We start from the raw sequence: 22,921 nt of genomic DNA, 5'->3' as shown, positions 1-22,921 counted from the left end.
GATTCCCTCAGATCTTGTTGCGGGCGACGAACTGGGCAGCGATGACGTTGCGCTGGATTTCGTTGGTTCCCTCGCCGACGATCATCAGCGGCGCGTCGCGGAAGTAACGTTCGACGTCGTATTCGCGGGAGTAGCCGTAGCCGCCGTGGACGCGGATGGCGTCGAGCGCGACCTGCATCGCGGTTTCCGACGCGAACAGTTTCGCCATCCCGGCTTCCATGTCCGCTCGTTCGCCCGCGTCTAGCTTCTCCGCGGCGTCCAAAGTGAGCAGCCGCGCCGCGCGCATCCTCGTGGCCATGTCGGCGAGCAAGTTGCCGACGGACTGGTGTTTCCAGATCGGCTTGCCGAACGACTCCCGTTCCTGGGCATAGCGGACCGAGTCGTTCAGCGCGGCCTGGCCGACGCCCAGCGCGCGCGAGGCCACCTGGATCCGGCCGACTTCCAGCCCGCGCATCATGTGCGACCAGCCCTGGTTCGGCTCGCCGCCGAGAACGGCGTCCGCGGGCACCTTCTGGCCGTCGAAGACAAGTTCACAGGCCTCGACGCCGCGGTAGCCGAGTTTGGGGAGCTTCTTGGAGACGGTGAGGCCGTCGCCGGGTTCGACGAGCAGCACGCTCATGCCGCGGTGGACGGGGGAGGCGTCGCGGTCGGTGATGCACAGCAGGCCGATCAGGCCGGAGTGCGCGGCGTTGGAGATCCAGGTCTTCGAACCGGTGATCGTGTAGCCGTCGTCGCCGGGCACGGCCTGGGTGCGCATGGCCTGCAGGTCGCTGCCGCCGCCGGGCTCGGTCAGCGCCATCGTCGCCCGGATACGTCCCTCGGCCATCGCGGGCAGGTACTTCTCGCGCTGCTCTGGCGTACCGAAGGTCTTGATCAGGTACGTGATGACCGAGTGCCCGCCGATCGCGCCCGCCAGACTCATCCAGCCGCGCGCGAGTTCCTCGGTGACGCGGGCGAAACAGGCGGTGCTGACGTCGACGCCGCCGTACTCGGCCGGGGCGAGCAGGCCGAAGAAGCCGAGTTTCTTCATCTCCTCGATGAACTCGGCCGGGTAGATGTCGTCGGCTTCGAATTCGCGGACCCGGGGCCGGACCCGTTCGTCCACGAACTCCGCGACCAGTGCGACCATCTGCTGTTCGTCGTCGGTGAGCGTCATCGCCCATTCCCTTCTCGTGCCTGCCGGAGGACGCGCTGGGCGCGTTCCAGCACTGGCTTGTCGACCATCTGCCCGTTCACCGCGACCGCGCCGTCCGCTCCGGCGTCGAGGATCGACTGTGCCCAGTGGACTTCCTCGCGGGTCGGCCGCAGTGCCGCGGCGGCGACGGGCACCTGTTTCGGGTGCACGCACAGTTTTCCGGTGAACCCGAGCCGCCGTGCGTAGTGGACTTCGTCGGTGAGGTGCAGCTCGTTGTCCAGATCCGCGGTGACGCCGTCGATCGGCCCGGGCAGTCCCGCTGCGGCGGAAGCGAGCACAAGCGCGCCCCGCGCCGCGACGAACGCGTCGCGGTCCGCTGGATCCGCGCCCAGTTCCGCGGCCAGATCGAAGCTGCCGAACGCGAGGCGCTGCACGTTCGGGACAGTCGCGGTCTCCCGCGCGTCCAGCACGCCTCGCGCGGTTTCGACGAGCGCGATCACCACCGGCAGGACACCGAGCTGTTCGCCCGCGGCGCGCGTCGTCGCCGGTTCGGCCTTCGGCAGCATCACGGTGCACCGGCGCCGCCTGAGCACGGCGAGGTCTTCGTCGTGCCAGGCGGTGCCGGCGGCGTTTACCCGCACCGCGCACTCGGGGTTCTCCTCGAGCCACGCGACGACCTGTTCCCGCGCGTATTCCTTGCGGTCCGGCGCGACGGCGTCCTCCAGATCAAGCACGACCAGGCTCGGCCCGGCGGCCATCGCCTTGCCGAAGCGCTCCGGCCGGTCGCCCGGGACGAACAGCAGCGTCGCCGCTTCCCGGGCCCGGGAAGCCGCGCGGCTGGTCATTTCCGCGCCTTCTTCGCCTGCCGGACGAGGCCGCCGCCGATGATGAGACGCTGGATTTCGCTGGTGCCTTCGTAAAGCCGCAGCAGGCGGATGTCGCGGTAGATCCGCTCGACCGGCACGTCGCGCATGTAGCCGGTGCCGCCGTGGATCTGCACCGCGAGGTCGGCGACCTTGCCCGCCATCTCGGTGCAGTACAGCTTCGCCGCCGACGGCCCGATCCGGCGGTCCTCGCCGGACACGTAGCGCGCCGCAGTCTCGCGCACCAGCGCCCGCCCCGCCAGCACGCCGGTCTGCTGATCGGCCAGCATCGCTTGCACCAGCTGGAAATCGCCGATCGTCTGACCGCCCTGCGTCGCCGAAGCCGCGTACGCGACGGACTCGTCCAACGCCCGTTGTGCGGAACCGACAGCCAGCGCGGCGATGTGGACCCGGCCGCGAGCCAGCGAGGTCATCGCGGCGCGGTACCCGGCGTCCTCGTCCCCGCCGACCAGCGCGGAAGCGGGCACCCGGACGCCGGTGAAGGTGACGTCCGAGGTCCAGGCGCCTTCCTGGCCCATCTTCTTGTCCTTGGGCCCGACCTCCAGCCCCGGCGTGTCCGCGGGCACGAGGAACACCGCGATTCCCGGCCCGGAGTCGTCCGCTGGGCGGGTGCGGGCGAAGACGACGAACAGATCCGCGATGGGAGCGTTGGTGATGAAGCGTTTCTGGCCGTCGATGACCCAGTCGTCGCCGTCGCGCACGGCCTTGGTGCGCAGCCCGGCGGGATTGGACCCGGCACCGGGCTCGGTCAGCGCGAAGGACGCGACGACCTCGCCCGAGGCGATGCGCTCCAGCCACTGCGTCTTCTGCTCGTCGGTGCCGAAGCCGACCAGCACCTGTCCGGCGATGCCGTTGTTGGTGCCGAACATCGACCGCAGCGCCAGCGAGGTGTAGCCGAACTCCATCGCCAGTTCGACATCCTGGGTGAGGTCGAGCCCGAGCCCGCCCCATTCCTGGGGGATCGCGTAGCCGAACAGGCCCATCTCCGCCGCCTGCCCGCGCAGATCGGCCGGGATGGCGTTGCCGTCCATGATCTCCTGCTCGCGCGGAACGACCTTCGCCCGGACGAAGTCGCGCACCAGGTCCAGGATGGGCCGGAAGTCCTCGGGAGTCACCGCTGCTGCCATGCCCCCACTATGACTCAGCCGACCCGCTGAGAAAATACTTTATCAGAAATCATCGAATGGCTCACACCGTCGGGCGATGGTCAGATGGCGGTAAACCCGCAGGTGAGCCTGGGATTATGGCGGCGTCGGGCGCGCCTCGCGGAGCGAGAAGAGGTCGCCTGCGCGTGCCACTGTCGTGTAATACTTCATCCGATACAGCTGTCGGCGCAGGGATGGGAGAAGGTCGTGGCGATGCCCGAAACCGCGAGTGCCGGACCGCGCCGCACCGGCCCGGCGAACCTCAACGCGATGGCCGCGCAGGAGATCCGGCGGCGCGTCTTCTCCGGCCAGCTGCGCGCGGGCGCGAAGATCGACCAGGAAGCGCTCGCCGACGAACTCGGCATCAGCAAACTGCCCGTCCGCGAAGCGTTGATCACCCTCGACCACGAGGGCGTGGTCGAGCACATCGCCCGCCGCGGCGCGTTCGTCGCCCGGATGACGCGCGACGACATCCGGGACCACTTCCGCGTGTTCGGGGTCGTGTCCGGATTGGCCGCGGAGCGCGCGGCGAGGAACCTGTCCCCGGAAAGCCTGCAGGCGATGCACGATCTGGCGGACCGGATGGAGTCCGGAGCGGACCGTGCCGAACAGGAACGGCTGAACTTCGAGTTCCACCGGAGGATCAACTACGCCGCCGACTCGCGCCGGCTCCTCTCGCTCCTCGGCATCCTGGGCAAGACGGTGTCGCACGGGTTTTACGAGGCGCACGAGGATTGGCCGGACAAGGCACGGGCCGATCACCGGCTGATCCTGGCCGCGTTGTCGGCTCGCTCGGCCGCCCGGGCACGCACGCTCGTGGAGAAACATCTCGCCGACGCGGGCGAGCGGGCGGTCGCTTTGCTTGAGAGACAAGGATTCTGGGACCACTGACCCTTCAGGTCGGTTTCTGGTCCATGCCACCGGCGAGGAGCGCGTCCGACACGGCGCAGCCAGTGGCGAGCCGAGTACGGAGCGCGAGTTCTGCGGTGGTCGGGTGACCGAGACCATCTTCGCCCCGTTGTGCGAATTCATATTTTATGGCTTCCCCAGGTACCCGTTACGGTCAAATTCATGGAGCAGAACTTTCACTCGGCCGAAGAACTCGCGGCTGCTTTGCGTGCTGGCGGAGTGACGTCGGCGGAGCTGACCGACGAGGCAATCGCCCGCATCGAGCGGGAAGACAAGGCGCTCAACGCGATCTGCGTGCCGGACTTCGACCGTGCGCGCGCCGCCGCCCGCGACGCCGACCAGGCGCGCGCCCGCGGCGAGGACCGGCCGCTGCTCGGGATTCCGGTGACCGTGAAGGAGTGCTACAACGTCGTCGGCCTGCCCACGACCTGGGGCATCCCGGAGCACCGGGACTTCATGCCCGCCGAAGACGCGGTCCAGGTGTCGCGCCTCAAAGCGGCTGGCGCGGTAATCCTCGGCAAGACCAACGTGCCCCTGGGGCTGCAAGGTCTGCAGAGTTCCAACCCGGTATACGGCACCACCAACAACCCGTGGAACCACGACCGCACCCCCGGCGGCTCCTCCGGAGGATCGTCAGCGGCCCTCGCGGCGGGCTTCGGCGCGTTGTCGATCGGCTCCGACATCGGCGGCTCGCTGCGCACCCCCGCGCATTTCTGCGGCGTATACGGACACAAGCCATCCCTCGGACTGGTAGCGAACCGCGGGATGGTCGCACCGCCCGGGCCAGCGCTGCCGGTCGACCTGGACCTCGCCGTCGTCGGCCCCATGGCGCGCACCGCCCGCGACCTCGCGCTCCTGCTGGACGTCATGGCCGGACCGGACCCGCTCACGTACGGCGTGGCACACGAGCTGGCCCTGCCGCCCGCACGGCACTCGCGCCTGAACGACTTCCGGGTCCTGATCCTCGAAGACCATCCGCTCATCCCGACCGGGTCCGCCGTGCGAGCGGGCGTCAACCGGGTAGCCGCCGCACTTGCCGACGGCGGCGCCCGCGTCGAACGCCACAGTTCGCTGCTGCCCGACCTGACCGAAGCCGCGACCCTCTACACGCAGCTCCTGTTCTCCGGCTCCGTCGCACGCTTCCCCGTCGACGCGTACGAGCAGTTGCAGGCCCGCGCCGCCGGACTGAGCGCCGACGACCATTCCCTCGACGCCTCACGGCTGCGCGGAATGGTGCTCACCCACCGCGATTGGCTGGAAGTCAACAACCGCCGAGAACTGCACCGCCACGCCTGGCGGCAATTGTTCGCCGAGTTCGACGCCGTGGTGTGCCCGGTGACGCCGACGCCTGCGTTCCCGCACGACCACAATCCCGACCTGCTGGCCTGCCGCCTCGACATCGACGGCGTCGAATACCCGTTCTTCGACCAGCTCGTCTGGGCGGGTGTGGCCACCATGCCCGGTCTGCCCGCCACCGCGATGCCAGCGGGCCTGTCCGCCGAAGGACTGCCGGTCGGGGTGCAGGTGATCGGGCCGATGTTCGAGGACCGGACGCCGCTGAAACTGGCCGAACTGCTGGAGGAGCGGATCGGCGGGTTCCAGGCTCCGAAGTAGGGGATCGGTGTTCGCCTCGAAGACGAGGGGTTCGAGGCGAACACCGACGGTCCGCTTCCGGGCCGCGAGTTCGGGATGCTCAACGGAGCTTGCCGCCAGGCCGAAGGGGTGCGTAGCGGTCCCTGCGGTAGGCCGTGGGAAGCGGACCAGTGACCGTCTCCGGAGTGACCGTGAGTCCGAGGTGCCTTCCCAGAATCGCCATCAGCGCGATCGAGCTGTCGGCGATCGTCGCGTCCGACGCGAAGTCGATGAGGCCGGAATCGATCATCTCGTCGTCGAACAGGTGCGGGTGCGTGCCGCCGCGGGAGTCGTACCCGCCCCCGCAGGTGAAGGTGAAGACCAGGTCGCCGTGCGAGAGATAGCTGACCACCGCCGGGTCGTCTTCGTTCGCCGCGATGAAGACGACGTCGGTGTTCCGGGCGAGGTCACCAGCGATGCCGTCGACGTGGGTTTTCTGCTGGATGTACTCCACGACTACGGCCCACTCGCCGGACTCGGCGACGCGAATCCATTGCGGTCCCTCGAAGAACCCGGCCGTGCTCAACACCGGGTCGGCGAGCGCTTGCGCCGCGGTCATGACGCGTGCCGAGTCAGGGTCGAGGTCGAACGTGCGGAACACCTCGGCCGGAGCCATGCCGCGCACGAAGGTCAGGGCTCCGCCGTCGAGGACGACACCGGCCGGGGTGGCGAGCCACGTCCAGTCGGGATCGAGGCGGTATCGCGCGTCGACCGGTGACGTCTCGTTCATCGTCAACTCCTCAGCAGGCAATCAGCCCCAAGTAACCGGAAGCTCGTGCACCCCGTAAATGTTCATATTCGTCCGCAACGACACCTCCCCAGCCGGAACCGCGAGCCGCAAGTCCGGGAAGCGGCGGAACAGCCCCTCGAACCCAGCCCGCATCTCGAGGCGAGCCAGCTGCTGCCCAAGACACTGATGAATCCCGTGCCCGAACGCCACCTGCCCGCGGACTTTCCGGTGCACGTCAAGCACATCGGGGTTCTCGAAGCGACCCGGGTCGCGGTTGGCGGCGAGCAGTGACACAACCACAGTCGATCCAGCCGGAATCGTCTCCCCGCCGAGCTCGACGTCCTCCGTCGCATAGCGGTAGAAGATGTCCGCCACCGACAGGTAGCGCATCAGTTCTTCCACCGCGTTGGAGAACAGCGACGGGTCGGCCCGCAGTTCGGCCAGCGGCGCGGGGTTCTCGAGCAGCGCGAACGCACCCAGCGACAGCATGTTCGCAGTGGTCTCGTGTCCGGCCAGCAACAGCAGGAACGACATCCCGGTCAGCTCTTCGATGCTCAGATCCTCGTCGCGCGCCAGATCGGACAGGATGTCCTCGCCAGGCTCGGCGCGCTTGTCCGCGCACAGCTGGCCCAGGTAGCCCATCATGGCGCCGAACGCGGCCATCTTGTCTTCGAGGTTCACGTCGCGTTCCATGAACTTCGACGAGTTCGCCTGGAAGGTCTCGCGGTCGGCGTAGGGAACGCCGAGCAGCTCGCAGATCACCAGCGACGGCACCGGAAGCGCGAACTCCCGCACGAGGTCCACCGGCGGTGCCAGCTGCGCGACCGCGTCCAGTTGCTGTTCGGTGATCTTGATGATGCCGTCTTCGAGCTGCTTCATCCGCTTGACGGTGAACGCGCCGGTGAGCTTGCGCCGCAACCGGGTGTGGTCGGGGGCGTCCATGCTGATGAACAGGCCGGGGATCTGCGGCGACGGCTCGGTGGCGACCGGCATGCCCGGCGTCTCGTACGGCACGTGGACCACGCCGAGGTCCATGCGGTTGCTGAACCGCGCGTCGGACATGACCTGCCGGACCGCGTCGTAGCCGGTGATCAGCCAGCCCTCGTGGCCGTCCGGGAACAGCATCGGGCTGACCGGGCGGGTTTCGCGCAGCGCGGTGATCGCGGCGGGCGGGTCGAACGGGCCGGCGTCGCGGTCCATCGGCAGGCCCTGGACCGGGGAAAGCTGCTGGCTCATCGGAAATCCTCTCGTGGTGGCTTGATGTCACCACGATCGCGGAGAGGCCAGACACCGGGCGGTCACGGCGCTGACACGGGCCGGGCGCCGCGTCAGGGCGCGAGCGGTGCCACGACCAGTTCGGTCCACGAGGCCGCCGCGCCCTCCCGCGCGGCCTGGTCGAACGCGTCGTCGCCGAGGTGGCTGCGCGCCTCCTGCTCGATCCGCGGCACGTCCGGGTTCGACAGGTCTTTCCGGCCGAGCACCTGCGCGCTCGCCGCCAGCAGCCGCGCGGCGTGGTCGTACTGCGCGCGTCGCGATGCCAGGTCAGCGACGCCGACGACCATCTGCGCGATCACCGGCGCCCGACCGGTTTCCGCTGCCGCGTCGCAGGCGGCGGCACGGTGCTCGCGCGCCTCGTCGAGATCGGCGGTGAACCAGGCGTGCAGGTCGTGGGTCGCGGCCCGCAGATGCGGTTGCCGCGCTTCGTCTCCCAGCAGGCTCATCGCCTGGCCGAACTGGTCGAAGGCGTCCTGCGCGTTGCCGTTCCACCGGGCCAGTTCCGCCCGGACCAAGGCGAGCGAGGCCAGCGTTCCGGGCCAGGTGACGCCTTCCGCGAGGCTTTCCGCTTCGGCCACCGCGGCGGCGCTGGCGTCCTTGTCGCCCGCGAGCCAGTGCAGCCGCGCTTGCCGCATGCGCATCTGGACGACGTCGTCGAGCGCGTCCAGTTCGGTGACGACAGCGATCGCCTGGTCGAAGTGTTCGCTGGCCTCCGCGAATTCGCCGCGCATGGCCACACAGCCGGCGAGTTCGGTCTGCGCGAACGAGATGCCGAACCGTTCGCCGAGCACCCGGAACTCGACCAGCGATTCGTCGAACCAGGATTCGCCGGCCTGGCCGAGCATCATCCGCAGCTTGCCGATGTGCAGCCGGGACAACGCGCGCACCCACGGGTCCTCGTCGGCCAGCAGCGACTCCCAGGCCGGCAGGAGCGCGTCCATGTCGCGCAGCATCATTTCCAGCGGCACCACCAGCCGCAGCGCCGCGTGGCGATGCCGGTCGTGCCTGCCGAGTTCGTACGCCTGATGGATCCACTCCGCGGCTTCCGGCATGTCGCCGGGTCCGGACGTGACGAACATCGAGGTCAGGGCGTACACGATGGCCCTGATCCCGTCAGGGACCTCGCCGGGAGTCGCGATCGCGGCGCTGATCAGCTCCATGCCCTCGGCCTTGCGGCCCACGAGCCACCAGTACCAGCCACAGGCGGCAGCGAGCCGCATCGACGCGTGGGCGTCGCGAGCCGCGAGGGCACCGCGCATCGCCGAGACGAGATTGTCGTGCTCTGCCTTGAGAAGGGTGAGCCACTCCAGCTGCTCGCCGCGGCGCAGGCGGGGTTCCGCGGTCTCGGCCAGCTCGGTGAAGTACGCGAGATGCGCCTGCCGGGCAAGGTCCGTCTCCCCGGCCTCGGCGAGCCGTGCGGCGCTGTACTCCTTGATCGTGCCGAGCATCCGGTACCGCGGCTCGCCTTCGCCGAACGCGACGAGCAGGGACTTGTCGCTGAGCGCGGTGAGCAGGTCCAGGACCTCGTACTCGTCGACCTGCTCGCCCGCGCAAACCCGTTCCGCCGCTTCCAAGCTCGCACCACCGGCGAACACCGACAGCCTGCTCAGCACGAGCCGTTCGCCGTCGCTGAGCAGTTCCCAGCTCCAGTCGACCATCGCGCGCAGCGTCCGGTGCCGGGGGAGAGCGGTGCGGCTGCCGCCGGTGAGCAGCCGGAACCGGTCGTCGAGCCGGTCCGCCAGCTGCTCGGGCGACAGTGTCCGGAGCCGGACCGCGGCCAGTTCGATCGCGAGCGGCATCCCGTCCAGCGCGGTGCAGATGCGAGCCAGCGTCCGGTCGTCGGCGAGGTCCTGGCGGCGCGTCGTCGCCCGGTCCCGCAGCAGCTGGACGGCCTCGGCCCGCGCGAGCGGTTCGACCGGCCACAACGCCTCGCCGGTGATCCCCAACGGTTCCCGGCTCGTCGCGAGGATCCGCAACCCGCGGCACTCGCCGAGCAGCCGGTGCGCGAGGGCGGCCGCGGACTCGATGACGTGCTCGCAGTTGTCCAGCACCAGCAGCATCTCGCGGTCGCGGATCGCGGAGACCAGCCGGTCCACCGGATCCGCGGAGGACGCTTCGCCGAGCAGCGCGTCGCGCAGGCCGAGCCCGGACAGCGTGGCCTGCGCGACGTCGTCGCCGGTCCCGATGGCGGCCAGCTCCACCAGCCAGGCGCCGTGGTGCAGGCCGTCGACCACCGTGCGGGCGGTTTCTGTCGCCAGCCGGGTCTTTCCCGAGCCGCCGGGACCGGTCAGGGTGGTGAGCCGATGCCGCGACACCATGTCTCGGACGGCGGCTACATCGGCCTCTTTGCCGACGTAGCTGGTGAACTCGGCGCGCAAGTTGGTCTTGCGGCTTTCCTCGCGCCGTCCCACCTCGCCTCGCAGCAACGCGACGTGCAACGCGGACAGCTCGGGCGACGGATCGGCGCCCAGCTCGTCGACCAGCGTTTCCCGGAGGCGCTGAAACGCTTGCAGCGCCTCGGTGTTGCGGCCCGCGGCGGCGAGCGCCCGCATCAGCGCGGCGACGAGCTTCTCCCGCACCGGGTTCGCGGCGACCAGGTCAGTCAGCTCCGCGACGAGGTCCGCGCCCCGGCCGAGATCGAGTTCTGCTTCGAACCGGTCTTCCATGGCCGCCAGGCGCAGGGCCTCGAGCCGGGTGGCCGCCGCGTCGAACGCCTCGCTGTCCTGCAAGCCGACGTCCTGCATCGCGGGCCCGCGCCACAACTTGAGCGCTTCGCGCAGCTGCCCAGGCCCGTGGTCGGCCCGGGCCTGGGCGACGAGCCGCTCGAAGCGCACCGCGTCGACCGCGTCCGGATCGAGCGCCAGCCGGTAGCCGTCCGTCAGTCCTTCGACGACGGCCCCTGGCAATGCCTTGCGCAGCCGGGAAACCAGGCGTTGCAAGGCATTCGCGGCCTCGGCGGGCGGGTGTTCGCCCCAGATCCAGTCGATCAGCGCCGCCTTGGGGACGACCTGGCCCGGCCGGAGCGCGAGGGCGACGAGCAGCCCGCGCAGGCGCGCGCCCGGAACGTCGGCCACGTCGCCGTCGCGGACCTCGAACGGACCCAGGATCTTGATCTGCACTTGCACGATCCTGCCATCCGATCGGGTGGTCAGGCAGCGGGATAGAGAACGATGTCGTCGAGCCGCGTGCGAGCGTGGACCTTGAGCGTGGCGCCCGAGCTGCCCGGCTCGCCGAGCGTGCTGCGGACCAGGCCTTTCGTGCTCTTCGCGTCGACGTCGGCGGCGATGCCCGCGCTGACGCCGACCTCGATCCCGCCCGCCGCGTTCGACAGCTCCACCTGGCCGCGCGTGACCCGCCCGATCCGGATCGGGCAGTTGGCCGCCTTGGCGACGACGCTGCCGTCGGCTGTCCCGATGTCGAAGCTGCCGTTCGAGCCGCCGAGATCGACGTCGGCGCGAGCGTGGCCGATCCAGACCTTGCCGCTCGTGCCCTGGTAGCGGATCTCGCCGTCGGCCTCGCCGATCCGCAGACCCGCCGTGCTGCCCTCGATGACCGCCGCGCCGGAGACGTGGCCGACCGCGAGCCCGCCCGCGCCGAGGCTGCCGCGCAGCGCGGCGACCCGGTCGAGCTGAACCTGGCCCGAGCCGATGTTGACCTCGCAGTCGCCGAGGACGCCGTCCGCCCGCACCTCGGTCCAGGCCGTGTTGAGGACGAGCGCGGACCCGGCGGGCAGTTCGATCGCGATCTCGACGGAACCGGTCTGGCTGCCGGACTTGGTGGTCTTGACCGACAGCACGCCGTCGGCGAACTCGACCTTGGTCTTCTCGGCGACCTTCACGTCGGTGGGGTTCGCCGCGTTGACGGGCCGCACCCGGACGACGGTGTCGGTGCGCTCGGCGGCGGTGATCCGGACGCGGGCGCCGGCGGTGGTGAGGGCGGCGATGATGGGGTTCGGGGTGGTGAACGTGGACATTTTCGGTCTCCTTGGCTGGCTTGGCGGTTCGTTGTGACCACATTCGCCTGCTGGGGAGACACGCGGCTGTCACGGCTCAGACGCGGCGGAGTGCACCCGTGTCAGTGCCGGTGTCAGCGGGCACCGGGCGGCGGTGCCTCGGGGGACGGCCGGATCGGTGCTCGGGCAACAAACGCACTTCGTTCGCGCAGGGACTCGCGGTGCCACGAGCGGACAGCTGTCCGGTGCCACTGGGTTTCCGGTGGAGTTCGCCGGGGCCGATTCCGGCCGCACGGGGGTTGTACGTCGCATGAGTAATCCGTTGGTGGCACCGGTGAAGGAGACGTCAGCGGTGGCCGGGGCCTCGTTGCTGGAGGACGCGGTGGGGCTGAAGAAGGCGATCGAGAGCAAGACTTGGCCGCGGTCGCGATCGGCGCGGCGGGAACGCGCTGGACGTGCTCACCGCGGTGATGGACCCGTTCGGCGCGATCTTCGCGGCCGGGCGAAAGCATGCGCGGCGCATCCGTCCTCGCTGTTCCCGGCTTCCGTCAGCAGCATCCGTTCACGACGCCCATCCGCCTGGCGCCGGCTCCCGCGCTGCCGTCGTTGCTGATCGACGGATGCCTGTTCACAGCTTGATCGCCGCGGACCGGAGCTGGAGCGGCAAGCAGGTCGCAAGATCCGCGACGGACGGCGAGGCCCATGCATGGCTTCGCCGCGGCGGCGCCTTCAGCTGAGGCCCCTCGTTCGCCGACGTTTCGATGAGGCCTGCCAGCCTCCGGCTCCGGTACTCAGACCACAGGATCGGTTCGCTGGCCGAAGATCGACAGCGGGCCTGCTCCAGGCGGCGCGACGCGGTAAGGAAACACCACGGTTCGCGCGACCCTGTCTCGCAGTGTGGTCGAGGCATGGATGCTCCACCGTTTCCTGGTGCATCTGCGAGAACGCTGTTCGACCGTGACCTTGCGGACGCGGACTCCGAACGGGCGCCGTTTGGGGGCCGCGGTGTTTCCGTATCCGCCGAGCGGTGCGAGAGGGGCGGTGCACTGATGCCGGAACCGGCTGAGCTGCCAACGCTGTTCTGATCGCCGCGATCCGGTCCGCTCCGGGTGGTTCGCACCTGGCGGCGGTGTGCCGAAGCAGGTCGGATTAATCGGGAATTATCGCTGCGCCGTTTGCCGGAAGGGGAAGCAATGACCATTTCGAACGATCGGCGTAAAGCGGCATCAGCGCGTTGTCGGATCATCCCTATCGCCGATCCGGTTGACCGATAGGTCCGGGACTATTGATCGCGCTCGGCGCATCGGACGTGTCGTTCTCCGCTGTTTCCGGCGGCGTCGATCGGTGTTCACCGGAAGAGATCAACTATCGTGAGGCTGTGACGAGCACCACAAGGGGTGATGGGGGCGGTGCACGGGCAAAACGACCACGCGAAAGGGATGCGGGCGACGAAGCGGGCAATTCCTGACGGCCGCGCAATCCGTCTTCCCGTAGTCTTATGTCCGATCTGGCCGGTATTACCGAGGGTAGTTTACCGTCTTCTTGCTTTTGTTCTGCAATTCGCGAAGGAGGTTGCCGAATTCCATCGCCGCGGACTCGTCGCGAGATCTGCGCGAATGCGGTGGCAGACGCGCTTTTCAAGCTTCGCGCGCGGAGGCTTCGCGTATTCCGAGCGGGGGAGACTGCGTTTGCAGGGTTGACGGCCGTTTATATTCGCGGCGTAGGATCGTATGCGATCAGGGGGTCTGGGGGTGCAGGCGCCCGCTCCGGCGGAATCTGGGCGGTCCGCGGGATGTGGTGGCGTGCAGCCAATCGATGGTCGGCGACCGGGCGCGACGACGTGCCGGCGCCCTTCGATCGACCTCGCGGCGCGAGCGACGAGGAGCTGGGGACAATGGGCATCGATCCGCCGAACGGCATATCGGCGATCACAGTGAATCGCGTCATCGACGTGGCGCGCAGCGCGCCCGACGGCGAGGTGTCGGCCGCGGACATCGCGGATTCGACCGGGATGAGCGTGGTCACGGCTCGGCGTTACGTGCGCTACCTGGCGCAGATCGGTTCGTTGCAGGTGTCGTGCCGCTACGGGAAAGTCGGCGCGCCGGAACGGGTGTACCGGCTGGCTGGCGGATTCGGAGAGGACCCGGCGGGCTCGCCCCGGTCGGCGTGAGCGTCCGGTCGCGGATGCCGCCGCGGCGGCCGCGTCCGGTCAGCCGAGTTCGTCCAGCAGGCCGGCGATCGCGTCGAGCGCGCCCTGGTCCAGCCGGGCCAGCGGGAAATCGGCAGGCGTCCAGCCGGCGCCGCCGTGCGAGACCTCCTCGCGCAGGCCGCTCAGGAACGTCTCGGCCCATGCCCGCACGGTGTCCGGTGCGTGCACAGTCGGGCAATAGGTCCAGTCCACTCGCAAGCGGCCGGCGGAGACGACGGCGGTGAGGTCCAGCAGGTACGGCCGCACGCCGGCCGGGTCCGCAGACGGGCCCGGGTCCTCGGGTGCGGCGTCGAACAGGGCGTCGGCGGCCGGGTCGGCGACGAGTTGACCGTGGTAGTTGAGCCTGACCCACGGTTCCGGCAGGGCCCGCAGCGCCGCGGCGGCCGGGTCGGTTCCGTAGCGCAGCAGGCCGTATCCGACGCCGTTGGCGGGTATCTCGGCGAGGGCCTGCTTGACCGACCGTGCGGTGGCCCCGGCGTCCAGCGCCACCGGGTGGATGGCGGTGAACCACCCGATGGTCCGGGACACGTCGAGGTCGTCGGCCAGGGCGTCCCGGCCGTGGCTTTCGATGTCGACGACGATCCGCGGCGCGCCGGACCACTCGGTGAGCGTCCGGCCCAGTGCGGCCAGGATCAGCGCGGGGACCGAGGCAGCGCCGGCCGAACGCACGAGATCGCGAGTGGTCACCTCGTCCGCGGTCACGGTGACGGTCTCGGAAGTGCCATAGGTGTTCTCGCCGGACCGCGGCGGCGGTGCGGGCCGGCCGGCGAGCAGGTCCGTCCAGAACGGGATTTCCGCGGTGTGCCGGGCTTTTTCTTCGGCGAGCCGCTCAGCCCAGGCTCGGTACGAGGCGGTCTTGGGCGGGAGCTGCACTGCCGTTCCGGCTGCCGCTTGCTGATAGGCGGCGACCAGGTCGGCGATCAGGACCCGCCAGGAGACTCCGTCGACGCCGAGATGGTGCGCGACCAGCAGCAGCCGGTGCCCGTCGTCGCCGAGATCGGCCAGCAGGGCACGGAAAACGCAGCCGGAGGCGAGGTCGAGCGAGCTTTGGGTTTGCTCGGCGGCCTTCTCGAACGCACTGCGCCGATCGGCTGCGGGCAGGCCGGCCATCCGGACGGTGACGAGCGGATCGGCGGAGGCAGGCAGCGGACCGGCGAGGTCGAGTTCGTCGCGTCGGAGCCGGATGCGCAGAGCGTCGTGGTGGTTGATCAGGGCACGCAGTGCGATGCGCAGCGGTTCCGGTTCGAGCGGTTGTTTCAGCGCCACCAGGACTTCCTGATTGTAGTGATGGCGGGCGGGCAGCGGCTGCGCGAGGAAACGGCGCTGGATCGGGGTGGGAGTCAGCGTCCCGGTGACCAGGCCCTGCTCTGCGCCGGTCGCGCCGGCGTCCACCGCGGTGGACGCACCCGCCAGTTCGCCGACCGTCGGGTGCTGGAACAGCAGTTTCGGAGTGACCGCGAGGCCAGCCTCGGCCGCGCGCGACATGACCTGGATGCCCAGGATCGAGTCGCCGCCCAGCGCGAAGAAGTTGTCGTCACGGCCCACTCGCTGGACGCGGAGGACCTGCTGCCAGATCTCGGCCAGCGTTTCCTCGGCCGGGGTGCGGGGCGGCTGGTAGGCGACCGCGCCGGGTCCGGGGGCGGGCAGTGCCCGGTGGTCGACTTTTCCGTTGGCGGTCAGCGGAATCGCCTCGATCGCCAGTATCGCGGCGGGCACCATGTACTCGGGCAGGTGCTCGGCGCAGTGCGCACGCAGCTGCGCGGGATCGGTGCCGGGGGCGACCACGTACGCGGCGAGCGCCGAACCTTCCTCCCGGAGTGTCACGACGGCCTGGCGGACCGCGGGATGGGTGCGCAGCACGGCCTGGATCTCCGCGGGCTCCACCCGGTACCCGCGCAGTTTCAGCTGATCGTCGGCGCGGCCGAGGAATTCGGTGATTCCGGACCCGAGCCGGCGGCCGCGGTCGCCGGTGCGGTACATGCGTGCGCCCGGCGGTCCGAAAGGGTCGGGCACAAAGCGGTCCGCCGTCAGCCCCGGACGGCCGAGGTAGCCGCGGGCCACCCCGGTGCCGCCGAGACAGATCTCGCCTGAGACCCAGGCAGGGGTCCGCTGGAGCCGGCCGTCCAGGATCTCGGCCCGGGTGTGCGGCAGCGCGGTGCCGAGCGGGACGGTGCGGAACGCGCCCGAATCGTCCGGGTGCAGCTCGTGCGTGAGCGCGCCGACCGTTGTTTCGGTCGGGCCGTAGTGGTTGAGGATGCGGCAGCCCGGGGCGAGACGACGTACCTCGGCGACGAGCGGCCAGTCGGCTGCCTCGCCCCCGAGCACCAGACACCGCGCGGGCAGCACGGCAGCTGCGTCGGGTGCGTCGAGGAGCGCGCGCAGATGCGAAGGCACGATCTTCGCGCAGTCGACCGGATGCTTGCGCAGATGCGCGACGAGCCGCGCCGGGTCAGTGGTGTGCTCAGCGGGCAGCAGGTCCAGCGTGCCGCCGGTGCTGAGGGCGGCGAACAGCATGGTGTTGCCCAGGTCGGCGGCCAGCGTGGACAGCATGGCGTAGCTCGTGTCGCCGGGCAGATCAAGACGCGTGGTCACGTCGTCGACGTACGCGGCAAGGTTGGCGTGGCTCACCGCGACTCCCTTGGGGAAGCCGGTGGAGCCGGAGGTGAAGATCACGTATGCGAGCCGGTCGTCGGCGTTCCCGGCGGTGGGCAGCGCGACGGCCGGTGCTTCGGCTCCGTCCGGGGTGACGAGAGTGCGGTCCGGACCGGCGAGACCGGTCTGCTCGGCGGAGGCGACGACCAGCCGGGCTCCGGCCTGGTCCAGCATGGCGCGCCGGCGGGCCAGCGGCGCGGCCGGGTCGACCGGCAGGTACGCCGCACCGCTCTTCAGGATGCCCAGCACCGCGACGACCAGGTCGACCGTACGGTCCAGGCACAGCCCGACCGGCGCATCGGGCCGGGCGCCCGCGGCCAGCAGCCTGCGCGCCAGCCGGTCGGCGCGCGCGTCGAGGTCCGCCCGGGTGACCGATTCGTCCAGACAGCGCACCGCGATGCCGCCGGGATCGTGCCGGGCGTGGGTCTCGAACCGGCGGTGGACCGGCTGGGCTGGCGGCACCGGGTCGGTCTGGGGGGCCGGCTCCGGCCCGGCCGCCGGCACGTGCACGGCGAGCGCGGCCTGTGCGCCGTCGCTGCGGACCGAGCGCAGGAATGCGACGTACTGCTCCGCGAGGACCGGCATGTCGGCGGCGTCGACGACAGACGAGTCGAACCAGATGGACAGCCGGATCAGTCCGTCGTATTCGCGACCGGACAGCCGGACGGTGAACCGTTCGGTGATCGCTTCGGCCTCTTCGAGCACGCCCGATTCGCCGCGGCTCCAGTCGAAGCCCGCCGCGATCGCGGCGGACCGGTCCAGCGCGGCGGTCCACCGGGTATGGTCGAAATAGCCTTGCCAATCCGCCATTTCGGCCAGTTCGCCTGCCACCTTCGCCACGAATCCGGCGGCGGTTTCGCCTGCCTGCGGCCGGGCGAGCGACGGCGCGTACTTCTCGTACGGGCCGATCGCACCGGCCATCTCGTCCGCGACCCGGTTCGGCAGCCGGACGCCGATCGCCAGCTCCTCCTGCCCGGTCAGTGTTCGCAGCAGCAAATGCCAGCTGGCCAGGGCGACGGCGGCGCTTTCCTCACCCAGCGACGTGTCGAGATCGACGGAGAACACAGCCGGTGCGAAGCCCGCCGCGGCCGTGCGGGCGAAGGGCAGGTCCGCCGCGACGAGCCGCCGTTGCCAGTACTCCCGTTCGAGGTCGAACTCGGCCGCGGTGAGCAGTTCGTCCTGCCATGGGGCAAAATCCGCGTACTGCAACGGTTCTGCCTCCGGACGGGCGCCGGCGAGCCGGTCGCTGACTTCCTGTGCGAGCAGTCGCATCGATGCCTCGTCCGCGCAGAGAGCGGGCAGTCGCAGCAGCAGGCGGGCATCGTCGGCCAGCAGCACCAGCGCGGCGCTGAGCGCGTCGGCATCGAGAACCTCGGTGAACGCGGTTTTGACTGCGGCGTAGGCCGCTTCCTGTGCGCCGGCGGGCACCGAGCGCAGGTCGTGCACGGGCACCGCCGGGCGGTCCGCGATGGCAGAGATGACCTGCAGCGGGATCGACGCTTCGGCCGGGCATCGGAACGCGGTGCGGAGAATCTCGTGCCGCGCCGCCGCTTCGGACAGTGCCTCGGCGACCTGTCCGGCTGTCGTGCCCGCCGCCAGCCGGAGCGCACACCAGCTGCGATAGCGCGACGGGCCGCCGCGCTGGAGTTCCCACAGGCGGCGTTGTTGCGGGGAGAGCGGATAGCCCTCGGTGGCGGTCACTAGTGCACCCTCTTCTGTGCGGGCCCCGGGACAGGGCTGGGGGCGGGAACGCGGCGAGCGTGGCGTTCGCCGGTCACGAGGCTGCGGTTCCGGCGCGGTACCGGACCGGTCGTCGCGGTCATGTGCGGCTCCCGCTGTCCGGGGCGTTCGCGCGCCGGGTGTTCTTGAGCCGCTGCAGCCCGGCGAGGCTCATCCCGTTCTTGCGTTCGCGGCGCAGCCGGTCTTCGGACTCGGTCAGCCGGCGGGTCACCGCCGACAACCGGATCTCCGGGTCGGCGGCGACCAGTTCGAGCAGGCTGACGAACCTGCGGGCCAGCCGGGCGATCTCCGCCGGTTCGAACAGGGCGGCCTTGTACTCGAACACGGCGCGCGTTTCGCCCTCGGACCGCTGCACGTCCAGCCGCAGGTCGTAGCGCGCAAGCCGGTCCGGGTCGCCGGCAGGCGACACCTCGATGCCGGGGAACGCCTCGGCCGCGGGCGGCGCGTCCTGCACGACGAACCAGGTCTGGAACAGCGGCAGGCGGCCGGCGGCACGATCCGGGGCGAGTTCGGTCACCAGGCGCTCGAACGGGACCGCCTGGTGCGCATAGGCACCGAGGCAGGCTTCCCGGGTGCGGCCGAGCAGGTCCCGGAACGCCGGGTCGCCGCCGAGGTCCAGCCGCAGCACCAGGGTGTTCACGAAGAACCCGATCAGTCCCTCCAGCTCCTGGTGGTCGCGGTTGGCGGTCGGGGTGCCGGCCACGACCTCGGACAGGTCGCGAGTCTGGGCGAGCGCGGCGGCGAAAGCCGCGTACAGCGCCATGAACCGGGTCACGCCCGCCTGACGGCAGAGCGCGCCGAGCTGTCCGTCCACTTCGGACGGAACGGCGACGGCGCAGCGGGCCGCCTCGGAACTGGTGCCTGCCGAGCGCGGCCGGTCGGTGGGCAGGGTGACGGGCGGCAGCCCGCTGAGCGTCTTGCGCCAGTAGGCGAGGTCCGCCGCGAGCCGATCGTCGGTGAGCGTGCGGTGCTGCCAGGCCGCGTAGTCGCCGTACTGCAGAGGCAGCGCGGGCAGATCCGCTCGGCCGTGTGCCCGGTACTGCGCGCCGAGTTCGCGCAGGAGCAAACCGATGGACTCGCCGTCGGCGATCAGATGGTGCAGACAGATCGCGAGGACGTGCTCCTCCAGGCTCGTGCGGACCAGCATCAGCCGCCACAGCGGGCCCTCGGCGAGCTGGAACGGCGTTTCGAGTGCGGCTCGCACGACCTCCCGCGCACGGGCGGCGGTCAGATCGACGACCGGGATCGTGGCGGGCAACCGCGCGGTCACGGTCTGCCTGGGGTCGTCCGGCGACGTCGCGGACACGTGGGTGCGCAGCACTTCGTGCCGGTCGACGACGGCCTGCCAGGCGGCGCGCAGCGCGGGCACGTCGAGCCTGCCGCGCAGCCGAAGCGCGCCGGAGATGTGGTAGAGCGCGGTGCCAGGTTCCCACTGTTCGAGGAACCACAGCCGCCGCTGCGGGAACGACAGCGGCAGCGGCGTTGCTCGGCCGACCGGCCGCGGAGGCGCGGACACGACGCCGGTCGGGTCCCGGCGCAGCGCGTCGATTTCGGCGGAGAGACCGGCGAGGTCGTCGGCTGTGAAGATGGTGCGGAGCGGCACGTCCGTCGCGAACGCGCGGCGCAACCGGGTTTGCAGCTGGGTCGCGGTCAGCGAATGTCCGCCGAGGTCGAAGAAGTTCGCGTCCCGGCTCACCCGGTCGACGTGCAGCACGTGCGCCCACAGTTCGGCGACCAGTTCTTCGGTGCCAGGCCGCGGCGCGACATGGCCGGGGTCGGTTCCGCTGGTGCGGCACTCGGGTGCGGGGAGGGCGTTCCGATCCAGTTTTCCGTTGGCCGTCAAGGGAAGGCGGGGCATCGGCACGAACACCGCGGGGATCATGTGGTCGGGCATCGTGCGGGCGCAGTGGGCGCGCAGTTCGGCCAGTTGCGGGGCGCCGGTCACATATGCGACGAGCTGGGGATTGCCGGGTACGTCTTCGCGGAGCAGGACCACCGCGTCGGTGACCGAGTCAGCTGTGCGCAGGGCAGCGGCCACCTCGTCCAGTTCGATCCGGAAGCCGCGCAGCTTGATCTGGTGATCGGAGCGGCCGAGGAAGACGATCGCGCCGTCGGCGTGGGTCCGCACCAAGTCGCCGGTGCGGTAGAGCCGGCTTCCCGGCGGCCCGAACGGATCCGGCAGGAAGCGCTCCGCGGTCCGCGCCGGGTGACCGCGGTAGCCGTGTGCCAGGCCGTCTCCGCCGAGGAACAGTTCGCCGGCCGCGCCGGCCGGCACCGGCCGTGCCGCGCGGTCGAGCACGTACGCGGTGGTGTTGGCGATCGCGGTGCCGATCGGCACCGTACGGTCCTGGCCGCCCACTGTGTCGACCAAGTGCCAGGTGGCGAAGGTGGCGCTCTCGGTCGGGCCGTAGACGTGCAGGAGCCGCTGGGGCGCGCCAGCGGCCAGCACCGTACGGACGGCGGCCGGATCTACTGCCTCACCGCCGAATAGCACCTGGCGCATGGGCGCGAACGCGTCCGGTACGCCTGCGGCGAACTGGTTGAACAGCGCGGTAGTCATGAACAAGGTCGTGATCGCCTGTTCGCGGATCAGCGCCGCGTAGCCAACCGGGTCCAGCGCCTGCTGTTTGGCCACGACCACCGCTGCGGCACCGGACAGGATGGCGCCCCACAGCTCGAAGGTCGCCGCGTCGAAAGCGGTGGTAGCGGCGAAGGCGATCCGGTCGTCGGTTCGCAGCGAGACGTAATCCGTGTCGCGGACGAGCCGGACGATCGCTCGGTGGGGAACCGTGACGCCTTTGGGAGTTCCGGTGGAACCGGACGTGTACATCACATACGCGGGCGCGTCCGCGGTTGCCGTGACCGCCGTGTCGTCGCCGGTCGGCCAGCTTCCGGGGTCGTCAAGGAGCATAGTGCTCACTCCGCCAGGAACGTTGTGCCGCAGCGCTTTCACTGTGAGCACGACAGAGATCCCGCTGTCCTGAGCCATGAACTCGAGACGCTGTGCCGGGTACGAAGGGGCGAGTGGGACGTACGCCGCACCTGCGCGGAGAATGCCGAGCAGAGCGGCGATCAGCTCGGGGGACCGTTCCAGGCAGACGCCCACGCAGGAACCGGGCGTGACACCCAGTGCGCGCAACGCAGCGGTCAGGCGGGCGGCGCGCGCGGACAGTGCGCGGTAGGTGAGGTGTTGTTCGCCGTGCACGACCGCTACGGCGTCAGGGTTGCGCGCTGTTTGTTCTGCGACCAAGGCATGCACGCAGTGGTCGCGCGGGTAGTCGCCGCGCGTGGCGTTCCACTGCCGTGCCAGTGCAGCTGCTGCGTCCTCGGTCATGATCGGCACGTCGTCCACGCACCGGTCCAGGTTTTCGAGCAGGCCCGTCACTGCGCCGCGCAGCGCGCTGGCGATCGGGCGGGCGGTCTCTTCGGTGTACCAGCGCCGGTCGCAGAGCAACCGCAATCGCAGCGAACGTCCCGGCAGCGCGACGACCGTCAGCGGGTAGCCGGTCTGCTCGGTGGCCTGGACCGAGGTGACGGCGACGCCGTCGAAGGAATCGTTCGCCGCGGCGGTGATGGGGAAGTTCTCCACCACGACCAGACTGTCGAACAGCGGCTCGCCGCGCGGCACGTCGCTGCAGCCTTGTGCACGCACCAGCGGGATGTGCTCGTGTCCGCGCGCGGCGGCGAAGTCCGCTTGTGTTTCGCGCAGCCACTCCAGGACCGGCCGCCGGCCGTCGATCCGGGTGCGTACCGGAAGCGTGTTGATGAACATGCCCACGATGTCTTCCACGCCTGGCAGTTCCGGCGGACGACCGGAGGTCGTAGCGCCGTGCAAGACGTCCGGGGCGCCGCTGAACCGGGCGAGCACCAACGACCACGCTGCTTGCACGACGGTGCTGATGGTGAGTCCGCCGGCCTGGGCGGTCGCGGTCAGCTCCGCCGTCGACTCCTCGGACAGTACTTCTTCGACCGAGAGAAAGCCTTGTCCCGGAACCGGTTCTTCGGCGTGCAGCGGCAGCGGGGTGGCGGCGGCGAACCCGCTGAGGCGGGCACGCCAGAACTCCTCGGCTTTCGCCTGGTCCTGTGCGGCCAGCCAGGTCAGGTAGTCCTGGTACGGCCGCGCCGGCGGAAGATCCGCGTCCTCGCCGCGGCGCTGTGCCGTGTACCTTGCGGTCACTTCGCCGAGCACCAGCGGCATGGACCAGCCGTCGAGGAGCAGGTGGTGGTGCGTCCACACGAACACGTACGCGTCGTCGGCCACCCGCAGCAACGAGAACCGGTGCAGCGGCGGCGCGGCCGGGTCGATCCCCGCCGCCCGGTCCGCAGCGAGGAACTCCGGCAGGCGGTCCGGAGAAGGTTCGGCGGCCCGCAAGTCGTGTTCGGTCCACGGCAGCTCGAATGCGCGGTGCACCGCCTGCACCGGCTGCTCGCCTTCGAGTGCGTGGAACGACGTGCGCAGCGCGGGATGCCGCGTCACGACGCCCGTCCAGGCGGCGCGGAACGCCGGCACGTCCAACGGCCCGTCGAAGCGGCAGCTGAACTGTTCGACGTACACGTCGTCGTCCGGGGAGTACAAGGCGTGGAACAACATCCCCTGCTGCAGCGGGGACAGCGGGTGAATGCTCTCGACGGTGGTCTGCTCGGGCATCGCGGGCGGC

12 protein-coding genes are annotated in these 22,921 nt (G+C 70.3%); 3 read left to right on the top strand and 9 right to left on the bottom strand.

Features of this window, described 5'->3' with window-relative positions; translation table 11 throughout:
* Positions 1-7: 7 nt before the first annotated feature.
* Genes ACFORO_RS29495 through ACFORO_RS29485 form a run of 3 tightly spaced genes read right to left on the bottom strand, consistent with a single transcriptional unit; the run spans position 8 to position 3,146 of the window.
* Entirely contained in the window at positions 8-1,156 is a 1,149-nt protein-coding gene (locus ACFORO_RS29495) for an acyl-CoA dehydrogenase family protein (RefSeq protein ID WP_377872281.1), read from the bottom strand.
* Positions 1,153-1,980, bottom strand: a complete 828-nt coding sequence (locus ACFORO_RS29490) for an HpcH/HpaI aldolase/citrate lyase family protein (RefSeq protein WP_377872280.1) — start codon at positions 1,978-1,980, stop codon at positions 1,153-1,155. The genes ACFORO_RS29495 and ACFORO_RS29490 overlap by 4 nt, the downstream gene beginning before the upstream one ends.
* Positions 1,977-3,146 (bottom strand): acyl-CoA dehydrogenase family protein, encoded by a 1,170-nt coding sequence (locus ACFORO_RS29485; RefSeq protein WP_377872279.1) that lies wholly within the window; start codon positions 3,144-3,146, stop codon positions 1,977-1,979. The genes ACFORO_RS29490 and ACFORO_RS29485 overlap by 4 nt, the downstream gene beginning before the upstream one ends.
* A gap of 231 nt (positions 3,147-3,377) precedes the next feature.
* Here ACFORO_RS29485 and ACFORO_RS29480 point away from each other — a divergent pair, with 231 nt between their 5' ends.
* Complete coding sequence (locus ACFORO_RS29480; protein ID WP_377872278.1) at positions 3,378-4,055, top strand: GntR family transcriptional regulator; 678 nt, start codon at positions 3,378-3,380, stop codon at positions 4,053-4,055.
* A gap of 180 nt (positions 4,056-4,235) precedes the next feature.
* Positions 4,236-5,687: an amidase gene (locus ACFORO_RS29475; RefSeq protein WP_377872277.1), complete on the top strand. Its 1,452-nt coding sequence runs from the start codon at positions 4,236-4,238 to the stop codon at positions 5,685-5,687.
* A 79-nt stretch (positions 5,688-5,766) separates the two neighbouring features.
* On the opposite strand, the gene ACFORO_RS29470 is transcribed toward ACFORO_RS29475, so the two are convergent.
* From ACFORO_RS29470 to ACFORO_RS29455, 4 genes are all read right to left on the bottom strand, one after another.
* Positions 5,767-6,435 (bottom strand): DUF6461 domain-containing protein, encoded by a 669-nt coding sequence (locus ACFORO_RS29470; protein WP_377872276.1) that lies wholly within the window; start codon positions 6,433-6,435, stop codon positions 5,767-5,769.
* A gap of 21 nt (positions 6,436-6,456) precedes the next feature.
* A complete protein-coding gene (locus tag ACFORO_RS29465) occupies positions 6,457-7,671 on the bottom strand; it encodes a cytochrome P450 (RefSeq protein WP_377872275.1) in 1,215 nt (404 codons plus the stop codon).
* 92 nt (positions 7,672-7,763) lie between these two features.
* A complete protein-coding gene (locus ACFORO_RS29460) occupies positions 7,764-10,829 on the bottom strand; it encodes a BTAD domain-containing putative transcriptional regulator (protein ID WP_377896675.1) in 3,066 nt (1,021 codons plus the stop codon).
* A 29-nt stretch (positions 10,830-10,858) separates the two neighbouring features.
* Positions 10,859-11,683 carry a hypothetical protein gene (locus ACFORO_RS29455; RefSeq protein ID WP_377872269.1) on the bottom strand — a complete coding sequence of 275 codons (825 nt, stop codon included), beginning with the start codon at positions 11,681-11,683 and terminating at the stop codon, positions 10,859-10,861.
* A 1,873-nt stretch (positions 11,684-13,556) separates the two neighbouring features.
* Here ACFORO_RS29455 and ACFORO_RS29450 point away from each other — a divergent pair.
* Positions 13,557-13,832: a hypothetical protein gene (locus ACFORO_RS29450; RefSeq protein ID WP_377872268.1), complete on the top strand. Its 276-nt coding sequence runs from the start codon at positions 13,557-13,559 to the stop codon at positions 13,830-13,832.
* Positions 13,833-13,871: 39 nt separating this feature from the next.
* Here ACFORO_RS29450 and ACFORO_RS29445 read toward each other — a convergent pair whose 3' ends face one another.
* Together ACFORO_RS29445 and ACFORO_RS29440 are read right to left on the bottom strand one after the other, a co-directional pair.
* Positions 13,872-18,224: an amino acid adenylation domain-containing protein gene (locus ACFORO_RS29445; RefSeq protein WP_377872267.1), complete on the bottom strand. Its 4,353-nt coding sequence runs from the start codon at positions 18,222-18,224 to the stop codon at positions 13,872-13,874.
* Between the two features lie 118 nt (positions 18,225-18,342).
* Positions 18,343-22,911, bottom strand: coding sequence for an amino acid adenylation domain-containing protein (locus ACFORO_RS29440; protein WP_377896674.1), 4,569 nt, complete (start codon positions 22,909-22,911; stop codon positions 18,343-18,345).
* Positions 22,912-22,921: the final 10 nt, after the last annotated feature.

It is taken from the genome of Amycolatopsis halotolerans (assembly GCF_042647905.1).
GTDB lineage: Bacteria > Actinomycetota > Actinomycetes > Mycobacteriales > Pseudonocardiaceae > Amycolatopsis > Amycolatopsis halotolerans.
Note: the sequence above shows the minus strand (reverse complement) of the source record. Positions and strands in the feature narration are given on the sequence as shown.

Excerpts from the sequence above, each read along its gene's own strand:
- ACFORO_RS29485 (WP_377872279.1), bottom strand. The coding sequence starts at position 3,146 with ATGGCAGCAGCGGTGACTCCCGAGGACTTCCGGCCCATCCTGGACCTG.
- ACFORO_RS29470 (WP_377872276.1), bottom strand. The coding sequence starts at position 6,435 with ATGAACGAGACGTCACCGGTCGACGCGCGATACCGCCTCGATCCCGAC.
- ACFORO_RS29455 (WP_377872269.1), bottom strand. The coding sequence starts at position 11,683 with ATGTCCACGTTCACCACCCCGAACCCCATCATCGCCGCCCTCACCACC.
- ACFORO_RS29480 (WP_377872278.1), top strand. The coding sequence starts at position 3,378 with ATGCCCGAAACCGCGAGTGCCGGACCGCGCCGCACCGGCCCGGCGAAC.
- ACFORO_RS29440 (WP_377896674.1), bottom strand. The coding sequence starts at position 22,911 with ATGCCCGAGCAGACCACCGTCGAGAGCATTCACCCGCTGTCCCCGCTG.
- ACFORO_RS29495 (WP_377872281.1), bottom strand. The coding sequence starts at position 1,156 with ATGACGCTCACCGACGACGAACAGCAGATGGTCGCACTGGTCGCGGAG.
- ACFORO_RS29475 (WP_377872277.1), top strand. The coding sequence starts at position 4,236 with ATGGAGCAGAACTTTCACTCGGCCGAAGAACTCGCGGCTGCTTTGCGT.
- ACFORO_RS29490 (WP_377872280.1), bottom strand. The coding sequence starts at position 1,980 with ATGACCAGCCGCGCGGCTTCCCGGGCCCGGGAAGCGGCGACGCTGCTG.
- ACFORO_RS29465 (WP_377872275.1), bottom strand. The coding sequence starts at position 7,671 with ATGAGCCAGCAGCTTTCCCCGGTCCAGGGCCTGCCGATGGACCGCGAC.
- ACFORO_RS29450 (WP_377872268.1), top strand. The coding sequence starts at position 13,557 with ATGGGCATCGATCCGCCGAACGGCATATCGGCGATCACAGTGAATCGC.